Annotated in this window: 22 protein-coding genes and 1 pseudogene; 3 read left to right on the plus strand and 20 right to left on the minus strand. The window is 42.5% G+C overall.

The genetic code is table 11. The features are described from left to right. Positions 1-66: 66 nt before the first annotated feature. The 6 genes from ACYQ5K_RS09680 to ACYQ5K_RS09705 all read right to left on the minus strand — a co-directional run bounded on the left by ACYQ5K_RS09680 (position 67) and on the right by ACYQ5K_RS09705 (position 6459). Positions 67-1008, minus strand: a complete 942-nt coding sequence (locus ACYQ5K_RS09680) for a DUF4340 domain-containing protein (protein WP_195230997.1) — start codon at positions 1006-1008, stop codon at positions 67-69. Positions 1009-1026: 18 nt separating this feature from the next. After that, positions 1027-2475, minus strand: a complete 1449-nt coding sequence (locus ACYQ5K_RS09685) for a Gldg family protein (RefSeq protein ID WP_459777504.1) — start codon at positions 2473-2475, stop codon at positions 1027-1029. A gap of 12 nt (positions 2476-2487) precedes the next feature. Next, positions 2488-3354, minus strand: coding sequence for an ABC transporter permease subunit (locus tag ACYQ5K_RS09690; protein ID WP_459777505.1), 867 nt, complete (start codon positions 3352-3354; stop codon positions 2488-2490). Next, positions 3338-4459, minus strand: a complete 1122-nt coding sequence (locus ACYQ5K_RS09695) for an ABC transporter ATP-binding protein (RefSeq protein WP_459777506.1) — start codon at positions 4457-4459, stop codon at positions 3338-3340. The genes ACYQ5K_RS09690 and ACYQ5K_RS09695 overlap by 17 nt, the downstream gene beginning before the upstream one ends. Before the next feature lie 272 nt (positions 4460-4731). Further along, entirely contained in the window at positions 4732-5628 is an 897-nt protein-coding gene (locus tag ACYQ5K_RS09700; protein WP_459777507.1) for a hypothetical protein, read from the minus strand. 138 nt (positions 5629-5766) lie between these two features. Then, positions 5767-6459: a 5'-methylthioadenosine/adenosylhomocysteine nucleosidase gene (locus ACYQ5K_RS09705; RefSeq protein ID WP_173688801.1), complete on the minus strand. Its 693-nt coding sequence runs from the start codon at positions 6457-6459 to the stop codon at positions 5767-5769. A gap of 190 nt (positions 6460-6649) precedes the next feature. Between ACYQ5K_RS09705 and ACYQ5K_RS09710 the strand changes: the two genes are divergently transcribed. Next, positions 6650-6901, plus strand: coding sequence for a TIGR03905 family TSCPD domain-containing protein (locus ACYQ5K_RS09710; protein WP_008374186.1), 252 nt, complete (start codon positions 6650-6652; stop codon positions 6899-6901). Between the two features lie 452 nt (positions 6902-7353). On the opposite strand, the gene ACYQ5K_RS09715 is transcribed toward ACYQ5K_RS09710, so the two are convergent. Next, positions 7354-7824, minus strand: coding sequence for a DUF6147 family protein (locus tag ACYQ5K_RS09715; RefSeq protein ID WP_173688800.1), 471 nt, complete (start codon positions 7822-7824; stop codon positions 7354-7356). Between the two features lie 58 nt (positions 7825-7882). After that, positions 7883-8881, minus strand: a complete 999-nt coding sequence (locus ACYQ5K_RS09720; RefSeq protein WP_459777508.1) for a DUF4367 domain-containing protein — start codon at positions 8879-8881, stop codon at positions 7883-7885. A 143-nt stretch (positions 8882-9024) separates the two neighbouring features. Between ACYQ5K_RS09720 and ACYQ5K_RS09725 the strand changes: the two genes are divergently transcribed. Then, entirely contained in the window at positions 9025-10092 is a 1068-nt protein-coding gene (locus tag ACYQ5K_RS09725; protein ID WP_459777509.1) for an undecaprenyldiphospho-muramoylpentapeptide beta-N-acetylglucosaminyltransferase, read from the plus strand. A 78-nt stretch (positions 10093-10170) separates the two neighbouring features. Here ACYQ5K_RS09725 and ACYQ5K_RS09730 read toward each other — a convergent pair whose 3' ends face one another. Both ACYQ5K_RS09730 and ACYQ5K_RS09735 read right to left on the minus strand, forming a co-directional pair. Next, a complete protein-coding gene (locus tag ACYQ5K_RS09730) occupies positions 10171-10725 on the minus strand; it encodes an RNA polymerase sigma factor (protein ID WP_459777510.1) in 555 nt (184 codons plus the stop codon). Between the two features lie 17 nt (positions 10726-10742). Continuing rightward, entirely contained in the window at positions 10743-11156 is a 414-nt protein-coding gene (locus tag ACYQ5K_RS09735; RefSeq protein ID WP_195230986.1) for an HIT family protein, read from the minus strand. 111 nt (positions 11157-11267) lie between these two features. Between ACYQ5K_RS09735 and ACYQ5K_RS09740 the strand changes: the two genes are divergently transcribed. Next, complete coding sequence (locus ACYQ5K_RS09740; RefSeq protein ID WP_459777511.1) at positions 11268-11999, plus strand: sensor histidine kinase; 732 nt, start codon at positions 11268-11270, stop codon at positions 11997-11999. Positions 12000-12094: 95 nt separating this feature from the next. Here the strand turns inward: ACYQ5K_RS09740 and ACYQ5K_RS09745 are convergent, their stop codons facing one another. The 10 genes and pseudogenes from ACYQ5K_RS09745 to ACYQ5K_RS09790 all read right to left on the minus strand — a co-directional run bounded on the left by ACYQ5K_RS09745 (position 12095) and on the right by ACYQ5K_RS09790 (position 19046). After that, on the minus strand, positions 12095-12847 hold the full coding sequence (locus ACYQ5K_RS09745) for a DUF6382 domain-containing protein (RefSeq protein WP_459777512.1): 753 nt from the start codon (positions 12845-12847) through the stop codon (positions 12095-12097). Continuing rightward, entirely contained in the window at positions 12844-13260 is a 417-nt protein-coding gene (locus tag ACYQ5K_RS09750) for a TadE family protein (protein WP_055261909.1), read from the minus strand. The genes ACYQ5K_RS09745 and ACYQ5K_RS09750 overlap by 4 nt, the downstream gene beginning before the upstream one ends. Beyond that, positions 13254-13679, minus strand: coding sequence for a prepilin peptidase (locus ACYQ5K_RS09755; protein WP_195230983.1), 426 nt, complete (start codon positions 13677-13679; stop codon positions 13254-13256). Before ACYQ5K_RS09755 ends, ACYQ5K_RS09750 begins: the two co-directional genes overlap by 7 nt. Then, complete coding sequence (locus ACYQ5K_RS09760; protein ID WP_459777513.1) at positions 13664-14527, minus strand: pilus assembly protein; 864 nt, start codon at positions 14525-14527, stop codon at positions 13664-13666. The genes ACYQ5K_RS09755 and ACYQ5K_RS09760 overlap by 16 nt, the downstream gene beginning before the upstream one ends. Before the next feature lie 78 nt (positions 14528-14605). Further along, positions 14606-15973, minus strand: coding sequence for a DUF5702 domain-containing protein (locus tag ACYQ5K_RS09765; RefSeq protein WP_459777514.1), 1368 nt, complete (start codon positions 15971-15973; stop codon positions 14606-14608). Between the two features lie 37 nt (positions 15974-16010). Next, on the minus strand, positions 16011-16211 hold the full coding sequence (locus ACYQ5K_RS09770) for a Flp1 family type IVb pilin (RefSeq protein ID WP_022220442.1): 201 nt from the start codon (positions 16209-16211) through the stop codon (positions 16011-16013). Between the two features lie 11 nt (positions 16212-16222). Then, positions 16223-17536: a secretion protein F gene (locus ACYQ5K_RS09775; protein WP_459777515.1), complete on the minus strand. Its 1314-nt coding sequence runs from the start codon at positions 17534-17536 to the stop codon at positions 16223-16225. Between the two features lie 2 nt (positions 17537-17538). Beyond that, positions 17539-18141: a type II secretion system F family protein gene (locus ACYQ5K_RS09780; protein WP_459777516.1), complete on the minus strand. Its 603-nt coding sequence runs from the start codon at positions 18139-18141 to the stop codon at positions 17539-17541. A gap of 112 nt (positions 18142-18253) precedes the next feature. Beyond that, positions 18254-18610, minus strand: a pseudogene (locus ACYQ5K_RS09785) (ATPase, T2SS/T4P/T4SS family); the annotation flags it as partial. A gap of 139 nt (positions 18611-18749) precedes the next feature. After that, the gene (locus ACYQ5K_RS09790; RefSeq protein ID WP_173858383.1) at positions 18750-19046 is read right to left on the minus strand and encodes a hypothetical protein; all 297 of its coding nucleotides are present in this window, start codon (positions 19044-19046) and stop codon (positions 18750-18752) included. Positions 19047-19094 lie beyond the last annotated feature (48 nt).

Consider the following 19094-nt stretch of genomic DNA (forward strand, 5'->3'; position numbering starts at 1 on the left):
AGAAAAATCTGTCATCCAAAAGACATCGTCCCTCTTACTTATTATTTAATTTTCCTACAACCTCTTCTACTCTGCACTACTGTCCACTTTCCATCCAAGCGCCTTCTCTACCGTATCGATCAGCACCCGGCTTACTCTCTGTGAACCGTCCATCTGTACATAATAATAAGTCGCACTGTCGTCCTTGCTTCCCACGTAGAATGTAACCGTCTTTTCCTTATCATCATCCGACGTATCCTTGTAAGTCAGCTCCACCTTCGTCCGCTGATCCTCCGCAAGCCCATAATCGCCAAGCGTCGCGTCCGTCACATGATAATCTGCACAATCTGTAAAATAGAATCCGGAAAGTGCTGTCATAATACTTGTGACAGTATCTTCCTGATCCTCATTGTCCGCTTCATAGGTTTTTACCTCGTCACCCGGTTTTGTCACAGTCTCTTTTACAAAGTTATCGGATGTAACTGTTACAAAGCTGTCCTTTTCAGCAACATCTGCAAGCTGCCATACCATTTCCGAAATCAGATCAGCCGATACCGTGTACACTTTTTCTGTTCCATCTTCCATGAAATAATAATTTTCTCCGGAAGCATTCCCGATTAGAAATTTATGTGCCTCGCCATCCTTTCCGGTCAGCGTAAGATTATATTCCGGCGAATCAAATCCATAGTCCGAAAGGTCATCCGGATTCTTGATCTCTTTTACCGCCTGAATATCCGAAAATGCATCTTCCATATTTTGCATACTGCTCTCCGTCAGTGCGATCGTGGTGTCCGTCGCATACTCCCAGGTATCATCCTCTTTTACAAAGGACATTTCTTCCCCGGATGCTTCTTTATACTTGATCGACTCCAGTGAATCTGTCTCAAAAATATGCACCACTGCGTTTTCTTTTTTCTTCTCTTCTGCCTCTGACTTAGATGTATTCCATTTTTTCAGCCCGAAAAATGTAATGAGCAGAACAATCAGTACGAGCAGAAGGATTCCTATTGTCCTTGTTTTTTTCTCCATCTTTTTTCCTCCTGCCTCTTACGCTTTCCGTCTTCTCATCCAGATCACAAATCCAAGGATCAGAATTGCAAGCGGAATAATAAAGATCACAAGGATGCTGAATGCACCTGCATGCATCGGTGTGTTGGTCTCAGTTGAAAGACTCTTCGCTTCAATCGCAACATTGTTTACATTATCAAAATTCTCTGTCACTGAATTTACAAACAAAGTCAGGTTATCCAGTGTCGTCAGCTGATCTGTGATATCCGAGCTGATCATAGATGCAGAAGCAAGTACGGTAAGTCTTGCTGTCTTTGTTTCGGTTGAATCGGTCGAATCATCTGTATCCTCACTGTCTGAATCTGAAGAATCCGCAGAAACCGTATTGGTAGAAACGGCTCCCAGGATATACTGTCCCTGAGTCTGGTCATCCTCCGTTACCGCATATCCACTGCTTGATGTCTGCATAAACGGAGTAACCGTCAGATTATCATTATCCGTATCTGTTTTCTCCATACCAAGTGAATTCAGCAGAAGTACCATCTGATTGCTGATGCCACTTCCCAGATCCCCGCTTAGAGAAAGCTGTGGGAAGATTGCATAATAATTTCCCTGGTAACATCTCTGGGTATCTGCAATGTAACCACTGACTTTTTTCAGTCCGTAATCAGACATAATTCCGTCCAGATTTGGTGTATCTGCAGTCGTATCTCCAAGGATCAGATAAACCTTCCCACCATCATTCAGATAATTTTCAATGATCGTTTTTTCATCATCTGTAATGTCTGAAGTCGGTGCATAGAGGAACAACAGGTCACAGTCATCCGGGATTTCCGGATTCATACTCAGGTTGATTTCTTCCGTCTCCAGATTATTCTTGGTAAGCAGATCACTTACCGAACTTGAAAATGTCGATTCTCCGTGACCACTGGTTCGGTAAATCTTGCTCGTCTCTTCGCTTGTTACATAATTGATCGCGCTGGTGAGCTGTCCTTCGCCATCGAAAGAACTTTCACTGGCACTTCCGGTCGTATAATAAGAGTAATAATCCGACTGGATAATATCTGAAAATGAAATCGTTGTAGACTTTCCGATTGCATCACACGATACAACAATCACATTTCCATCGGTATTATATTTCTGAAGAACTGATGGATGCAGTACGCTGTCCACCCATTCCACTTTTACTTTGCCGGAAAGCGCCGCATATTTTTTCACAAACATCTTGATCCGGGTATCCACAGAATCCTGTTCTGCGATCACCTTCAGATCTACTTTTTTGTCCAGCTTCTTCAGCATTTTTGTAGATACACTGCTGATATCGTACAGATTGTTACTACTGATATCAATATTTCTTACATTTTCCGGAAGCTGTCCTGCCACCAGATTGATCACGATCGCAATCGCAATCACGATCACTGCAAGCCCTACGCTGTAAGTTCCGTTCCGGGATGACTTGCTGGTAAACATTTTTCTGATTTTTTCCATGTCTTCTCCCTCCTAACTCCAACGTCTTTTCTGAATGGACTGCATGGTCAGGAAGATAAATACACCTGCCACAGTCAGATACAGGATCAGCCCGCTCACATCGAAAAGCTTGTTATACGCTACGTTATCAAATATATCTGCAAGATACAGCTTCTTCATGATGTTGACCAGAATATTTTCAAATAATGAAGATTTTACAAAGCTTACGATCACAACCGCAACAACTCCGATCGCTTCGATAATTCCTGCTATCATCCAGTTTCCCGTCATCCGGTAGATGATCAGTGCTGCAATGGTAACGAGTACCACAATGCCGATCATGCCGCTTGTAGCTGATGTCGGGAGGAAATTGATCAGTCCTCCCCAGAGATAGAGCAGAAGCAGAACGCCAAAGGTTGTTACTGCCGCAATGATCTGGCTTTCTGTGAGTGACGAAAGAAACATTCCGATTGCCAGATACACGCATCCGAGCAGAAAGAACATCAGGATCGACAGATAATCCACCTTCAGATACGCCGTTCCAAAGCTCTTAATGATAATTGGGAAAATGCAGAAGATCAGGCACGGTACCACAAATACTGTCGCCATCGCAAGGTATTTTCCCATCACGATATCAAATAATTTCACCGGTGCGGCAAGCAGGAGCTGGTCGGTCTTGTTCTTCCGTTCCTCTGCAAATGAACGCATGGTGAGCATCGGGATAATAATGATCAGCACGTAGTTGATGTTCATCAGAACGTATGAAAAATACGGATATCCCGAATTTAAGTTGTACGCCATAAAATAGATTCCCGTGAAGATCACAAGGAATGCGATCAGAACATAGCCTGTCATTGATTGAAAATAGGATTTTAATTCTCGCTTATAAATTGCTGTCATTTTCGAGATCCTCCTTTTCATCCTCACTTGTCGGAACGGCATTTTCTTCCGGCTCTTCATCCATCTCAGTCAGCTCGTTCTCTTCTGCCTCTTCCTGCGCATTTTTCTTATGCCGCTTTGTCATCCAGCCTTTCTTTTCACCGTCCTTCATCGCTTTTGCGGCTGCGGGTGTGCTTCCCTGTGTCAGCTCCAGGAAGACATCCTCCAGCGTCGTGCGGCTGTGATACAACATAAGTAACGGACAGCCCGCCTGTGCAAATGCCATAAATACTGCTTCCCTGATATCTTTTCCAGCCTTCGGGAACAGACTCGCCTTTACCGTTCCTTCTTCTTTTCCTTGCTCCACAGATGCCTTCTGAACATTGCCGATTGTGCCGACGACTTTCCGTACCGTCTCTTCATTTCCCTTCGCCAGAATTTCCACAGTCTGCTGATTTGTCAGAAGCTTTTCCAGATTCTCCGGTGTATCACTTGCCACCAGTTTCCCTTTGGAAATGATCATAATATAATCACAGACTTCCTGGATCTCTGCCAGAATGTGCGAGCTCAGGATCACGGTATGCTCTTTTGCCAGCTCGCGGATCAGCTCACGGATCTCAATAATCTGCTTCGGATCCAGTCCGACCGTCGGTTCATCTAGAATGATGATCTCCGGGAATCCAAGGATCGCCTGCGCAAGTCCGACTCTCTGCTTATAACCTTTGGACAGGTTCTTGATCAGCCGGTCCTGTACATCCATGATCTTCACCATCAGCATGACCTTCTCAATCTGCTCTTGCCGTTCCTTTTTCGGGATCTTCTTCAGCTCCGCTACGAACCGCAGGTATTCATTTACCTTCATATCCGTGTAAAGCGGTGGCATCTCAGGCAGATAACCAATACATTTTTTTGCTGCCTCCGGTTCCTCCAGTATATTGTGCCCGTTGATCAGCACTTCACCTTCTGTGGCGCCAAGATAGCCGGTCATAATATTCATTGTTGTGGACTTTCCGGCACCATTCGGTCCCAGAAATCCATAGATCTGCCCGGTATCTACAGTAAAATTCAAATGATCTACAGCCAGATGTGAGCCGTATTTCTTTACAAGATTTTTTACCTCAATCAATGTTGTTCCTCCTGACTACAAAATTTCATGCTTTTCAATTATACGGATGATTTGTGAAACTTCTGGGGGCAATCTGTGTTCATTCTGTGTTTTTTCTGTGAAACTGTGAACTGCAAAAGTGTACCACCTGCCCAATAATAATAGAAATACCGATATCTGGAATCAGTTTTTCCACATATCGGTATTTTATATTTTTAAATCACGTTTTTACCCGAAAAAGACTTTTTTATATACTGGGCAGATTTCACTTAACTTGCGATTATCCATACCAGTCAGGCAAGGAATTCTTCCAGAATTTCCCGGATTCTTGCCTCTTTTGTCGGCTCCAGCTTTTCGCCGGTATCTTCCTGCTTAAATCTGGAACCGGCTGTATCTTCCATCCGTGCTCCCGGCTGCTGCGCCCGCATTTCATCAGCCTGATTTGCATTCGCCTGTCCCACTTTTGCTACTGTCTGCTGCATTTTTCCATCTTCCGTATACCGTTTTTCGTTCGCAGAAGCCGCATTTACCGTAGCTGCGCTTGCTGGCACGGTTTCTTCTGAAAATGGTCTTTGCACCTGACCAGAATGCGCCGCTTCATTTTCCTCTGCATCCATTTTCTCCGGAATCTCATCCGCTCTCTGAACCGTAACCTGGATTTCTTTCTGATTGGTCTTCTCATAGCGATGAGCATATGTATTTTCCAGAAAATCTACCATATAGGTTTTCGCTGCCTCCAGCTGATAGGCATCATCCGCAAGCATCCGGAGTAAAAAGAGCGCCAAAGCTCCCATACCGCCCAAAATACCATATCTGTAAAGTCCCTGTTCCCTCTCCCCCGCTGCATAAGCAAGCGCTGTTCCTGTGGCTCCAAAGATAAGGCAGAGCCAGATGCTCCCCTTCGCCCACTGTCTCCAGGTGTGCAGCCGCACGCCAAGCACCCGGTATTCATACAAATATTTCTCTACAAATGCACCAACATTCTGTACTTTATCACTCACCATACACCCATGCTCAAATTTCGCCCTTACAAGCCGCATCAGCGGATGATTGCTTTTACTCATGTTACTTGCTGCTCTTACCAGCTTTTTCAGTGAAATCCCGGTAATCAGTCTTGCAATTGCGCCGATCCCGATCATCACTCCCGTCAGAAAAAATACCGTTTCTCTCACCACGAACATTTCCAACATAAAAAGAATCCTCCTTCTTAGATTTACCGTCATTATACCGTAAACCTCCGAATTTGGATTCCCTAATCGTTCGCCACAATCCGACATCCTGTCTGGAAAATGACGCTGCTTTTTTGTTTTACTTTGCTGCCTTACGCATTACATTCTTTCTACAAGACCTTTGACAAGCCCTACATAATGGGTGATTGCCATCTTCACAAACTCCGGATAATCCATCGTTGCACTGTTGTCAGCTTTGTCCGAAATTGCACGAATAATGACATACGAAACTTTATTCAGATATGCGGTCTGCGCCATTGCTGCGCCTTCCATCTCCGCACACTTTCCATCAAATGTCTTTACCAGATATTCTTTCTTCTCCTTGCCGGAAATAAACTGATCTCCGCTGAGCACTCTTCCGGTAAATGTCTGAATGTCCGGATTCACTTCTTTGTTTACTTCCACTGCCAGCTCCACAAGCTTCTTATCCGCCGGGAAAGAAAAGGTATCCATTCTCGGAATCTGTCCTACCGGATCGCCAAGCATACTTACATCCATGTCGTGCTGAACTGCATCTGTAGAAATCACGATATCCCCGATGTTGATATCTGCATCCAGAGAACCTGCCACACCTGTATTGATCAGTGTATCCACACCAAAACAGTCAATCAGAATCTGTGCGCAGATTCCCATGTTGACTTTTCCGATACCACTTCTTACAACTACAACTTCCTTGCCACTCATGATACCCTTGACAAAAGTCATTCCGGCGCGTTCCATCGTATCCTGAACTTCCATCGATTCCTTTAAGATTGCAACCTCTTCATCCATTGCTCCGATAATTCCTATCATTTGAAAATCCTCCGTTTTTCCTACATATTGTTTTTATCTATATCTATAGATTTCCCTTCAAAATTACAATAGCTATTATATCAGATTTCTTATAATATGCACTAGCATTTTCTTATAAGGCTGTGTTATAATCATTGAGGCAATTTTATAAGACACAATAATAGTATAAATATAAAGGAGGATTATACTCATGGAATTTACACCACACGGCGTCTGTTCTAAGAATATTCACTTAGAAGTAGATGAAGCTGGACGTATTCATAATGTTGAGTTCACAGGCGGATGTAACGGTAACTTACAGGGCATCGGACGCCTCGTTGAAGGGATGGATATTCACGAAGCAATTTCACGCATCGAAGGTATCAAATGCGGATACAAAGCAACATCCTGCCCGGATCAGCTTTCACTTGCTTTAAAAGAATATTTAAGCAATAACCAGTAATCAAATAATTTTTTCGCAATTTTGCGTCAAAACAAGCAGGTCAGGAATTATCCCGACCTGCTTGTTTTGGTCTAATTCAGTTTAACATTAGTTAGGTTTCTTGCTTGCTCTGATGTTCCATACTCACATACTTCACGACCGGGTTGTATTATTTGGTCATATGCTTTCTGTCCAATCAGAAAATACATTTATTAGTTGTGGTCTTTACAGTTCTGTTCGCCCTCTTGTCAGTCTGCAAGACCGGAGATGTTGAACTTTATCAACCTGCAATTCAGGCAGGTGTTAAAAGGAATCTTCCCATCTCCCTCCCTCATATTGTTCCCTCGTCCTTACTTTCGCTAACTGCCGCACCGGTTGATAGTCGTATGGATATTTTATAAAAATTATTTTTTTTTTGGTGGTGCGGGGTAAGTTAGAGTGGGTAAGGGGTTGGGATGTTTGGTTTGTGATTTTTAGATGTAAATGCCGTCTGTGTACGAATCACTTACGTCTGAGTTTGCGTAATGTACGCAGCATACTCGATAATAATATCCAGTTGGTACAGACAATGTTTTACTTGTACTTACATAAACAGAATTATAGTTTGTTTCAATCCATGAGGTATAGTATCCCCATTTTCCATTTACATATCTTTCTACTTTCACATCTACTGTAATTTTGGAAACCGATTTCTGCCCTACTGTGTTTCCTCCTGCACCAATTTTGCCTGGACCTACTTTTGTAATTGTTGATGATCCGCTTTTCAAATATACGCCTCTACTCATTGAGCCAACTGTCACTTCTGACGAATCGTTATTTGTCAAATAAGAGCCATCAACACACTCTGGTGCATCCGATGCCTTTGCAACTCCTTGTGTACTGATAAACAATGTACAAACCATAATCATTGTCATAATCAGCGACAAAATTTTACTTTTTTTCACCTTTCGCCTCCTCTCTACACTATATTAACAATTGAGCGCGAAAAATCTCACGCCATATTTAAAAAAAATACAAATTTTTTAAAAGTTCTTTAAACTCGTCCTCATCCATAGTTGCATTGATCGTATAAAATACATCTTCATATGTAAATTGTGCTATATTTTCTTTATTACCATCAGGTAATTCATATTGAAAAATATCAATATTATTACCAGCTACTTTAATTTGTTCCTCCTTAATTTTTTTATCTTCTACATCATATCCATGAGATTGCTCCTTATAATTAAAAACTATTTGATATTCGATTATATTTTTTTTATTATCGTAAATCAGACAGACTCTCTTTAACACTTCATCTATATCACTCTGTACCAATGACATCTCCTTTGATGTTATTCTTAATCTAACAACATCACCTCCAAATTTTTCTTTAATATCTTCATACACTTTCGACTCATCATAAACATCAACTTTATTCTTATCTCCATCCTCCCTTTCCGTATTAACCTTCACCATTTCTCTATCACCAATAATATCATTCAACACCCTGCCAAAGAACGGCGTCCCACCAATACTCACCATACTCCACATCATAGCAAGCACAGCCACGATCGCCACGATTCCATATACCTTCCAGTGCCGTTTTCTCTTCTTAACTTTCTTCTTTCCGGCTTCCTTCCCGGTCTCTCCGTTCGTACCGTCGTCACTTGCTTTATTGTCTGCTTCATGCTTCACATGCTCAATTGGCACAACATTATCTATATAACTGTCACTCTCCACATCTTTCTTAAGCCGATCCTTCGTATCTTTCCCGTCGCGAAGCGCCTGAACCTCTCGTCCGAGACGGATTGCCTCCTTGTCGGCATCTGACAGTTTTTCATATGCTTTCTGCTGTTCTTCATATTCTTGGATTTTACTCCACATCTTTTCATCCAGGTCTTCTGGAAAGGAAATGTCCTGCAGTGATTCGTCCGAGTCCATTTCTTCCATGATTTCCCCGGCTTCTTTTTCCAGTTCAGCTTTTAAAAGCTTATCCAGATTATCTTCATGTTTTTCCATTTTAAACCTCATTCTTTTGGATTTCTTTTCCCTTTAACTTGACCTTTTTCCTTCACCTGTTTAATATTATGATATCAGGGCAGTCTCTCTGCCTGTATCAACTGCGAATCTTAATTCGCACCATCAATGGGAGGATTTTTATTATGAAACGCATCATTCTGACCGGCGGAGGTACTGCCGGACATGTTACACCTAATATTGCACTGCTTCCCCGTCTTCGGGAACTGCAGTATGACATACATTACATCGGTTCTTACAACGGTATGGAAAAGCAGCTGGTTGAACAGCAGGGAATTCCATATCATGGTATCTCTTCCGGTAAGCTCCGCCGGTATTTCAGCCTTCAGAACTTTACGGATCCGTTCCGCGTCCTGAAGGGCTTCAGTGAAGCCAACCGCCTGATCAAGCAGTTAAAACCGGATGTAATTTTTTCAAAAGGTGGATTTGTAAGTGTTCCTGTTGTGATTGCCGGAAAGAAGAACCATGTTCCTGTTATCATTCACGAATCGGATATGACTCCGGGACTGGCTAATAAGCTTTCCATTCCTTCAGCTGCAAAAGTATGCTGTAACTTCCCGGAAACTTTAAGTTCCCTTCCTCAGGATAAAGCTGTCCTTACCGGATCCCCTATCCGTCAGGAGCTTTTCACCGGAGATAAAGAAAAAGCCCGCGCTTTCTGTGGTTTCAAGGAAGTCAAACCAGTTATCCTGATCGTCGGAGGAAGTCTTGGCGCAGTCGCAGTCAATAATGCAGTACGCAAGATTCTTCCTGAACTGTTAAAAGATTTCCAGGTTGTTCATCTCTGTGGTAAAGGCAAGCTCGATGAAAAGCTCACCGGTCTGAACGGCTATGTTCAGTTTGAATATATTCAGGATGAACTGAAAGATCTCTTCGCCCTTGCCGATGTTGTAATCTCAAGAGCAGGTGCAAATGCAATCTGCGAATTGCTTGCTCTTCGCAAACCAAATCTTCTGATTCCACTTTCAGCTAACGCAAGCCGTGGTGACCAGATACTGAATGCCCGTTCTTTTGAACGTCAGGGATTCAGTATGGTTATGGAAGAAGAAGAGCTTACAGATGAAAAGCTTCTCACAGCTGTCCACAAGCTTTATGATTCCCGTGAAGACTTCATAAATGCAATGAATCAGTCTTCTCAGCAGGATCCGATCAAGACAATTATCGGTCTGATCGAAGATGCTGCTTCCAAATAATTTTTTAACAACAGTTATTTACATTGTTCAAAAACAGGTGCCGGAACGACACCTGTTTTCTTTACATATCCATCGGTGCTATTTTGTGTAATCATCAGAATTGTAATGTATCTTTACCCATTTTCTTGCTCTGTACAGTACACCCGTCAGTGCTTGGATACTGATCCCCATAGATTCAGCCACATCTTTTTGTTTTCTCTCCAGACAGTAAACCATGGTGATTGCTTCGTACCAGTTTTCATTTTCTTCGTACAACGCATCCAGAATCGTCCATCCATAACCCACTTTTTCTTTTTGTAAAATTTTGTGGAATACATGCTCCTCTGCACTTTCCGCATATTCCTTCAAGTGCAGATCCGAAAACAGCTCAATATCTGCCTTCGGACATTCTCTTGCCCGCTTTTTCATATAATTGATCGCTGTATTTTTCGTTGTTGTTACCAGCCATGCTGCCATGTATTCTTCATCTACCGTATCAAAGTGTGTATATAGTTTTAGAAAAACCTCCTGGAATATCTCTTCCGCTGACTCTTTGTGACTGCCAGAATAATCCATTGCTATCCGATAAACGTTGACCTTATTTTTATAGTACACGTTCTCGAATTCCTTTTTATTCTTATTCTGAGAATTCACTCCAGTACCTCACTATTTTATTTTTCTTTCAGTTTTTCCAGGATTTCATCCCGATCTTCATCTGTAAGTTTACCCGGTTTCCAGCCGAATCCGCTTTTGTCATTTTTATATCTCGGAATCAGATGCATATGGAAATGAAATACAGTCTGACCGGCCGCTTCCCCGTTATTCTGTACGATATTATATCCGTCACATCCAAGTACATCTTTTAATCTTGTTGTGATCTTCTTTGCAAGCTTAAATGCTTTTCCTGCCAGTTCTTCATCAATAGAATAAATATCTGCCGCATGTTCTTTTGGCAGGATCAGTGCATGTCCCTTTGTCGCCGGTCCAAGATCCAGAATTACTCTGAAATCATCATCCTCATATATGGTTGCAGATGGAATTTCTCCATTTGCGATTTTACAAAAAATACAGTTCTCATCCCTCATGTTTTTTCCTTCTTTCTACATTTTCTTCGATTAATCTCGAATTTGTTTACGAACCAGCCTTTCAATGATAAACTACAACTACTTTATATCATGGAAAGGATAGTCGTTGCCATGCCATTTACTGCAAATGATTATGAAAAGTTACATCAGCTTATGAATTCCAATCCGGAAATTCATGAATTACTTCAGAAACTTCTGGATTCACAGCAATATACGATCAGCAAGATCAGTCATGAAGTTCGCAATCCACTGACGCTGATCTACAGTACCTTTCAGCTCATAGAGTCCAGTCATCCTGAAGCCAGAGATTTCAGCCACTGGTCAGAGCTTCGCGAAGACATCGAATATACAATCTCTCTGCTACAGGAGCTGTCTGCCTATAATAACAGCGAACATCTGCATCTGAGCACGTTTTCTGCACAGGACTTTTTTGGACAGATCTGCCTGTCCTTTGCCGCCTCCTGTGTAGATACCGACATTAGATTCTCTTCTCTGATAGCCCCTGATCTTCCCTCTCTGACAGCCGACAGATTAAAGCTGCATGAAGCGATTCTCAACCTTTTAAGAAACGCTCGTGAAGCCATTTCGTCTGCCGGTTCAATCCGTCTGGAAGCAGTCCTCAAAGACCAAATGCTTCAGATTACCATATCTGATACCGGATGTGGAATCTCACCGGAATATCTCGACACGATTTTTGACCCTTTTGTCACTTATAAACCAGACGGCACCGGCCTTGGTCTTGCCATTGTCAGACGGACAATCACAGCTCACGCCGGAACAGTAACAGTTACTTCTTCCTGTGGAAAAGGCACTTCTTTTTTGCTTTTGCTGCCGATTACATAATCATATTTTATTATAAAAAACACGTAATTGTTTTACAAGTACTTCTTTCCATAAACTGGAAAATGTAGTAAAAAGAAAAACATGTCCTATCTTACTTATTCCTCTGAATCATCCGCCACTATCTCATCCCATTGGGATTCCCGTTTTTTTCTCCGTTTCTGAAGGCGCTGATTCAGAAATCCCCAGACGCTCTGCCTGTCCTTTACAACCTGCCCTTTCATTTCCTGTTCTGCAATCCAGTCATCCAGGATCAGTTCCTCCTGCAGATCATATCCTGCTTTTTTCTCCGGCTGTATACTCTCCATCTCATTCTCCTTCTTCTCCAGTATCCGCTCCAGCGCATACTCGATATTATAATTTTCTTCCATCGAAGCTTTATGTAATTCATATGCCAGATAGACTGCCTCTTTCTGTTCATAATCTGTCTCCCTGACAAAATACTCTGTAAGCTCATGAAACTTTTCCAGAATATTACCTTCCAGTCCCGGGCAATAACAAAAGTAATAGATTTCATCCGATACATAAATATGTCCCGGCTCAAGGCTCAGACAGTTCACGTCCAGCAGATAATTCTTCACTGCATAAAGCACCTGGATAAACTGTCTCATAAAATTTTCCAGGTCTGCAAATTTCCAGTGTTCTTTTTCTCCCTTTGCCTTCACGGATATCTTCCCACTGATCTCATAGCGGTACTGGCTTTTATCATCTTTTCCCTGCCCTCTTACCGACAAGAGTCCGGGAATTGCATTTTCCATCAGCATCCGCATCTGATAATCTTCTTTATATAGCTCATCTGTTTCCAGAATCATCCAGGCATGATGTAAATCTCTTTCGTACTCTTCCCTCATTCCTCCTGGTTCCTTTCTACAATCTCCTGCAATACTTTTTTCCTGCGTATTTTTTCCTCCGGCACAGTCAGTGCCGCACTGCGTTTAACAGATACGCGCATTTTCCTCTTTTGCGCTCCTGCTGTCACTTCAAATTCATCTTTTACTACCGCAGTTTCCACCGATACCGTATCAAAAAATATCAGTTTGTTTTCAATTCTTTTCTGAAAATACTGCTCCATTTTTCCATCTTCTATTTCCTTTTTCCAGCGCCATTCTTCACTTCCGACAATCGCAGTCTCATATGCCGCCCCACCGATAATATTTTTATCATGGTAATAAAAAAGTGCGAAAATGACTGCCATCCAGCAAAGCAATACTACCGGCATCAGATACGCCATCTCAACTACTGTACTTCCTTTTAGCTTTACCATATAAATGTCCCCAGATAGCCGATCAAAAGAAAAGGATAAAATGACATTCTGGTCGTCCGTTTCCATTTTCCGCTCCAAAGACCTGCTCCTGCTGCCATCGCAGCCACAAGAAATGCAAGCATCAGCATTCCAAGCAGCTTCCAGATCCCAAGAAAAATACCCATATTCAGGATCATCCAGCTGTCTCCGTACCCTATTCCCTCCTGTGACCATTTCGATATCATGAGAAATACAATTCCACATCCCAGTCCGGCAACCCATACACTCCAATGCATCCGTCCAAATAACGCACGGTACAGAATCGCCGCACAGCTTCCCGCGAGCAGATATTCTGTCGAGATTTTCTGATATTTTATATCCTGTACTGCTCCGAATCCTAAAAAAAATAATCCTGCCAATTTTGCTATTTTCCACCACATTTTGAACATGCTCCTTTTCCTTTTACTTCTGACAGAGGAACTGTATAAACTTTTCTCTTCAGTCCGCTGCATGCTAATGAAGTATGATAACGATCCCCGTAATCTGTGACATAGCAGTTGCCATCATTTCCCGGCATCCATCCACACCGTTCACACAAATGATAAATTCCCCCACTGCTGTTTCTCAGTTCCCCTAACTGTGTTTTCGCAACACTGCGCACGGACGGTTCCAGATAAGTGCACTGATAATTCCGGTGATATACAATCCCTGTTTCTGTCACATATACAAGCTCATTATCTCCAATCCCTGCTTCATAGGTCTTTACATAACCGGTCCATGTCTTCATCCTCATTTTTTCTTTATAATGCAGTACCGGAATATGAAAGATGGGAACCGGCAGTTCTACTTCATATTCTGCCGTCAGTTCCAGCACTCCCATTCCCGGTATCACCCAGGACTTTTTGCAGCTGACTCCTCCGCTTCCGCCAACAATCATACTTCGATCCATCCTTTCTTTCCCGACCGCATTTACAAGATCTGCATGCAGGCTTATCGGATTCAGCACCGGAATTTCCGCAAAACTCTCTGCCACCTGCTTTCCTGCACTCTGTAGTCCGCATCTTACCGCAGACTGGATGCTTCTGAGTTCCAGCATCCAGATCAGACTCACCGCTGCATATAGGAAAAGCGGAACACAAAGTACAGCTTCTACTGTTACCGAGGCAGATACAGATGCCTTTTCTTTGACACAAGATATGGCGATCAAATCAGGTAGAAAATCAAATCCTTCCTCCCTTCTGCGAATATCAAATATGTGTTTGTAATTCAATATTTTTCTATACATCATCAAAGGAATTTTATTTATTATTTTGATTGTCCTCAGAAAAGACACCTGTATCCACCTCCCTAACATTTTCATTTTTTGTTACTGATATTGATATAAAATATGATACTGATACCGGATTCCTCTTCTCAGATAACATGTTATGTCAAAGTCTGCTCCTGATACGCAGGCATCTGCCCGGAAAAACGTTTTCTCCATTCCGGATCGCAGATTCATTTCCACCAGATCCAATGCTCTCATCGACAGTTCTTCCTTTGACTTTAAAACCAGCATCATTTGCAGGTACTGCTCATAAGAATTCCCCTCTTCAGTCTCCTTCCCTTCCGGAATACTTCTGTTCTTTGCCAGCTCAAGCAGACCATCCAGCGTCAGATTCCAGCTTTCCTTACTCTTTACAGCCGGAACCTTCTTTCCTGCCAGAAGCGTCTTAACATCCGTAAGGCTTTCTCCATAAGCCCATGCAAGAAGCAGCGCATGCTTGATCACAGGTCCGATCTCCGGTGAAAGAAAGACTGCACTCAGTGTCGCTGCAAGGGTATCCACTTCCATTTGCATGTCCTTATCGGTCAGCAAATATCCATAATTCACTGCAAATCGAAGGATTCGGATTCTCCCGATCACATATTCCAGATTGTCCTTATCGCTCGCCTTTCCTCCCAGCAAATACTCCATCTCATAGTCCAGTGCTGTATTCTCTTTCTTATTTGCAGCATTGCCAAACTTATCTATAAGGTACAGATTGAAAAAAATGGTATCTCCGGCCCCATTATCTTTTTCCTTCATGGTTCCGTATCCCTGCCTGAGCTTTCGGTTCGATACAGTCTCTTCTGACTTTACACCTTTCGATGACAGCGTAAATCCTTCCGGACTGACCAGATTTAACAGTGCTTGCGCCTGTATATCCACAATATCCGCCAATGGATTATTTTCTGCAGGAAGTTCTTCTTTTTCACTTTCCAGCATCTGGTCAAGTTCTTTACTCGTCTCTATATTCTCTTTCCCATATTCATTTGCTTTCAGTTCCTGCTCCTTCCATTCGGATACCTTTCCCGTCAGATTCTCTATCGCTGCAGCTCCTGTCTTCATTTTCTCGTATTCCACCGCCTGCCGCAGAAATTCTTTCCCATTCTGGTCTGTCAGATAACGGATTGCCGCAATCTCTGTTTCTATATTTTCTGCCCCGTAAAAGGACAGTCGGTTTAAAATATTTTCTTCAGACATTGTTCCGGATTCATAACTGCCTTCTATTGCAAAAATACCATATCGCTCCAGAAGATCTTTCTGATATTCTGCAAACGCAGATTCCACTGCCCTGCCTGCGTCTGCTCTTCTCTCATTCTTTGCCAGCTGGATCGAAGCGCTTTCCAGCAATGCCCCAACCAGAGTAAGAAGCAGAAGAAAGACCAGGCTTAGAAACGCAGTAATCTCTCCCTTTACCATTTTTTTCATTTCTGTACACACTCATTTCTGAAATAAAATTTTTATTTTAGATTCCTGAACTTTCATTCGTTATTTTTTCAAATATTTTAGTTACAAGTTCATTAAGCTGTTTCTTAAAAATGATAACCAGACCGATAATGACGACCAGTACAAGAATCAATTCTACCGTTGAAATCCCGTCTTTTTCCGTCAGAATCTTCTGAATTCTGATCCATCCTGTCCACAGCTTCTTTTTTACCGCCTTCATTCTCTCACCTCCTACACCTGGATCGACAAAAATGCCGGTACAACTACGATCGTAATCACGATGATCAGCATCAAAAGCATTGGGATCAAAAGTCTGGTGCCTGCCTCTTCTCCCAGCTGTCTCGCCCTGCTCTTTCTGTCCTCCAGTGCCTGTACTGCCTCCATACGAAGCATTTCTGAAATTCCTTTTGCACCCTTTTTCAGATTCTGTGAAAGAAGTGCTCCCATTTTCATATACGGGATCAGATCACATCTTCTTGCAAATCTTTCATAACATTCTATCTCCGGAATCCCACTTTTCATTTCCTGCCAGGTTCTCCAGATTTCTTCATATGCTTCTCTTTTTCTTCCCGTTTTTCCCCTGGTGATCCCATAATCTTCCGCAATCCTTTTCCACACATTTTTTGCTGTCATTCCGGCACCGGTCAGCATCGTAAACTCTGTGATAATTTCCGGATAATCCAGCATCATCTGCTCTTTTCTCGTCTTCTTCCGATTGCTTTCTTTCTGTATTTCTCTTCCGACAAGCAGAATACTTATCGCCATTCCGAGCATCAGAATCGGAATCACTTTTGAATCTTTCTCCTCTGTCCAGGCAATTTTTCTGCCGTCCAGACTGGAAGGCAGTGTAAGATATGCTTTCTGCCTCGTAGCACTGTCCTGTGATCTTACCAGTTCCAGAACCCGTTCTTTCGTGGAAAGCGTTTTCTCCTGTCCTGCAAAAATAACCAGATCCATCTCACACGGATATACCTTATCTTCATAATGCAGAACTCCGGTAATATTCATCCCAATCCCCTGATTCTCCGGATCTTCTTCCCGGATTTTTTCCTGATCCAGTCTCCCAAGCGAATCCATTACATCATATCTGCTAAGTTCCCAGGAAACCGAAAACGGAAAATCGTCTAATGCTGTTACCAGATCCAGATCTGTCTTTATATGCGACAGATCCTTATTTTCCCCGGAAATCACTTTTACAAGCTCTTCCCTCGCTTTCTGAAACTCCTTTTCCAGCCGCTTTTCACTGTAAATTTTCGGTGACACCTGAATTTCTATATCCTGCTTTTTTTCTCCTTCAACCTGCATAGAAAGCGCCGCTTCTTTTTGTCCTTCCCCGTACCCGTTCCGCTTTATCTGCATGGTTTCAGAGTTTTCCGTCCTTGTCTTCTGCACGATTTCCGACAAAAATGCCAGACTTGTCACCGCCATCATCAAAAGAAATATCTGCCTGAGAAGCCTGTCCCATTTTCCGAAAAGAGATTTCTTCTTGAAATACATCCGTGCACAAGCTCCGAGAAAGAAATACATTCCGATACAAAACCACATTTCTATACCTCGATTTCCACAATCTTACATCCAAGTCTCCAGGCAGCAATGTAAGCTCCAAGACAAATACTCATAAAAGCCGCTCCTGGCAGATTCCCGTATAACCCCGCCATAAATTCCGGAAAGCTCAGACGCATATAACCAATAATTCCCAAAGGGATTACTGACATGATCTGAAATTCCATTTTCTTCGCTGCAATTACGGTATCGATTTCTCTTTTTACTTCCGCTTTATCACCAAGTTGTCTAACTGCATTTTTAATGATCAGAATACTGTCACCTCCGCTTCTCTTTGCCAGAGAAAATACAGTAACAAATGTATCCACCTCCGGAAGTGCTACCCTTGCAGCAAAATCCTTCCAGGCAGTTTCCGCGGTTACGTTCAGATTCAGCTGCCTTACCATGTACGTAAATTCCCGTACAATAAGTGCATGTCTGTCATACATGATCTGCAGGTCTCTCTGTACCTCTTTGATCGCGTTCTCCATAGAGTATCCCACATTCAGCTGCGCTTCCAGTGATTGAAGTGCATCCTGGAACTGTCTTTCAAAACGTCTCTTCCCTTTTTCCTCCGCCTGACGGATCATTCTTTCGTAATACTTCATTCCCAGAGGAAAAAGCACTGCCATCATCCACAGTCTTGAATAGAACAGCATGGTGATCAGAAACACCAGAATAGTACTTTCCGTTATTGCCAGGGCATACTCCTTCCGGCTGATACCCTGCCGCCATAAGTTTTTCCGTCCGTGTAAGCGTGGATCTTTTCACCCACTCCCCCTGGATTTTTCCATCCTTACTTCCCGTCTCCTGAAAGGAAAATAACGGTTGAAGCCTGATTTCTCCTTTTTCATATCCCAATACCTCCATGATTTCCAATACTTTCCTGCTCTTATCCCGAAGGCGTCCCAGATGTACCAGGATATCGATTCCGGAAGCGATCTGACGCATAACTGCTTCCAGCGGAAGTTTAATCCCCATCAGTACCATTGTAGACAGTCTGCTCATCATATCATCCGGACTGTTCGCATGACCGGTACTGATCGACCCATCATGGCCTGTATTAAGTGCCTTTATATGGACTCCCTATGTTCCCATCATGCAGAAATACAATAGCTTTACTTAATATACACTGTATATAACGTTATTATCTTGCCATTCCACAGTTGCAAAAAGAAAAGAGCGCCTTTCACAGCCCTCTTTCATATCGACTTTCTCATTCATTTGTCATACTCAACAGTTTTGCAACCAATGTCTCTAAACTTTTTCCCCAAAATGGGACAAAGTCTGGTATTGCACCAAATGCCATCCCAATTATTATCATTCGACCACATTCTCTTGCAGATTCCAATGCAAATCCATAACTCAAAACACCTGTCAGAATAAATATAATTGATAAAAAGTAAAGCAAAATATTTCCCAATATCATCGGAATTTTTAATAACCAGTGAATCAATGTCATTACTGCAAGAATTAAATATAAAAACACTTTTATTATGTACTTAACCAACATTTTTAATCCCTCCCTTTTTTATCTTTCCGGACAGCAAGAATCTTGCCA

It is taken from the genome of Allocoprococcus similis, assembly GCF_054660775.1.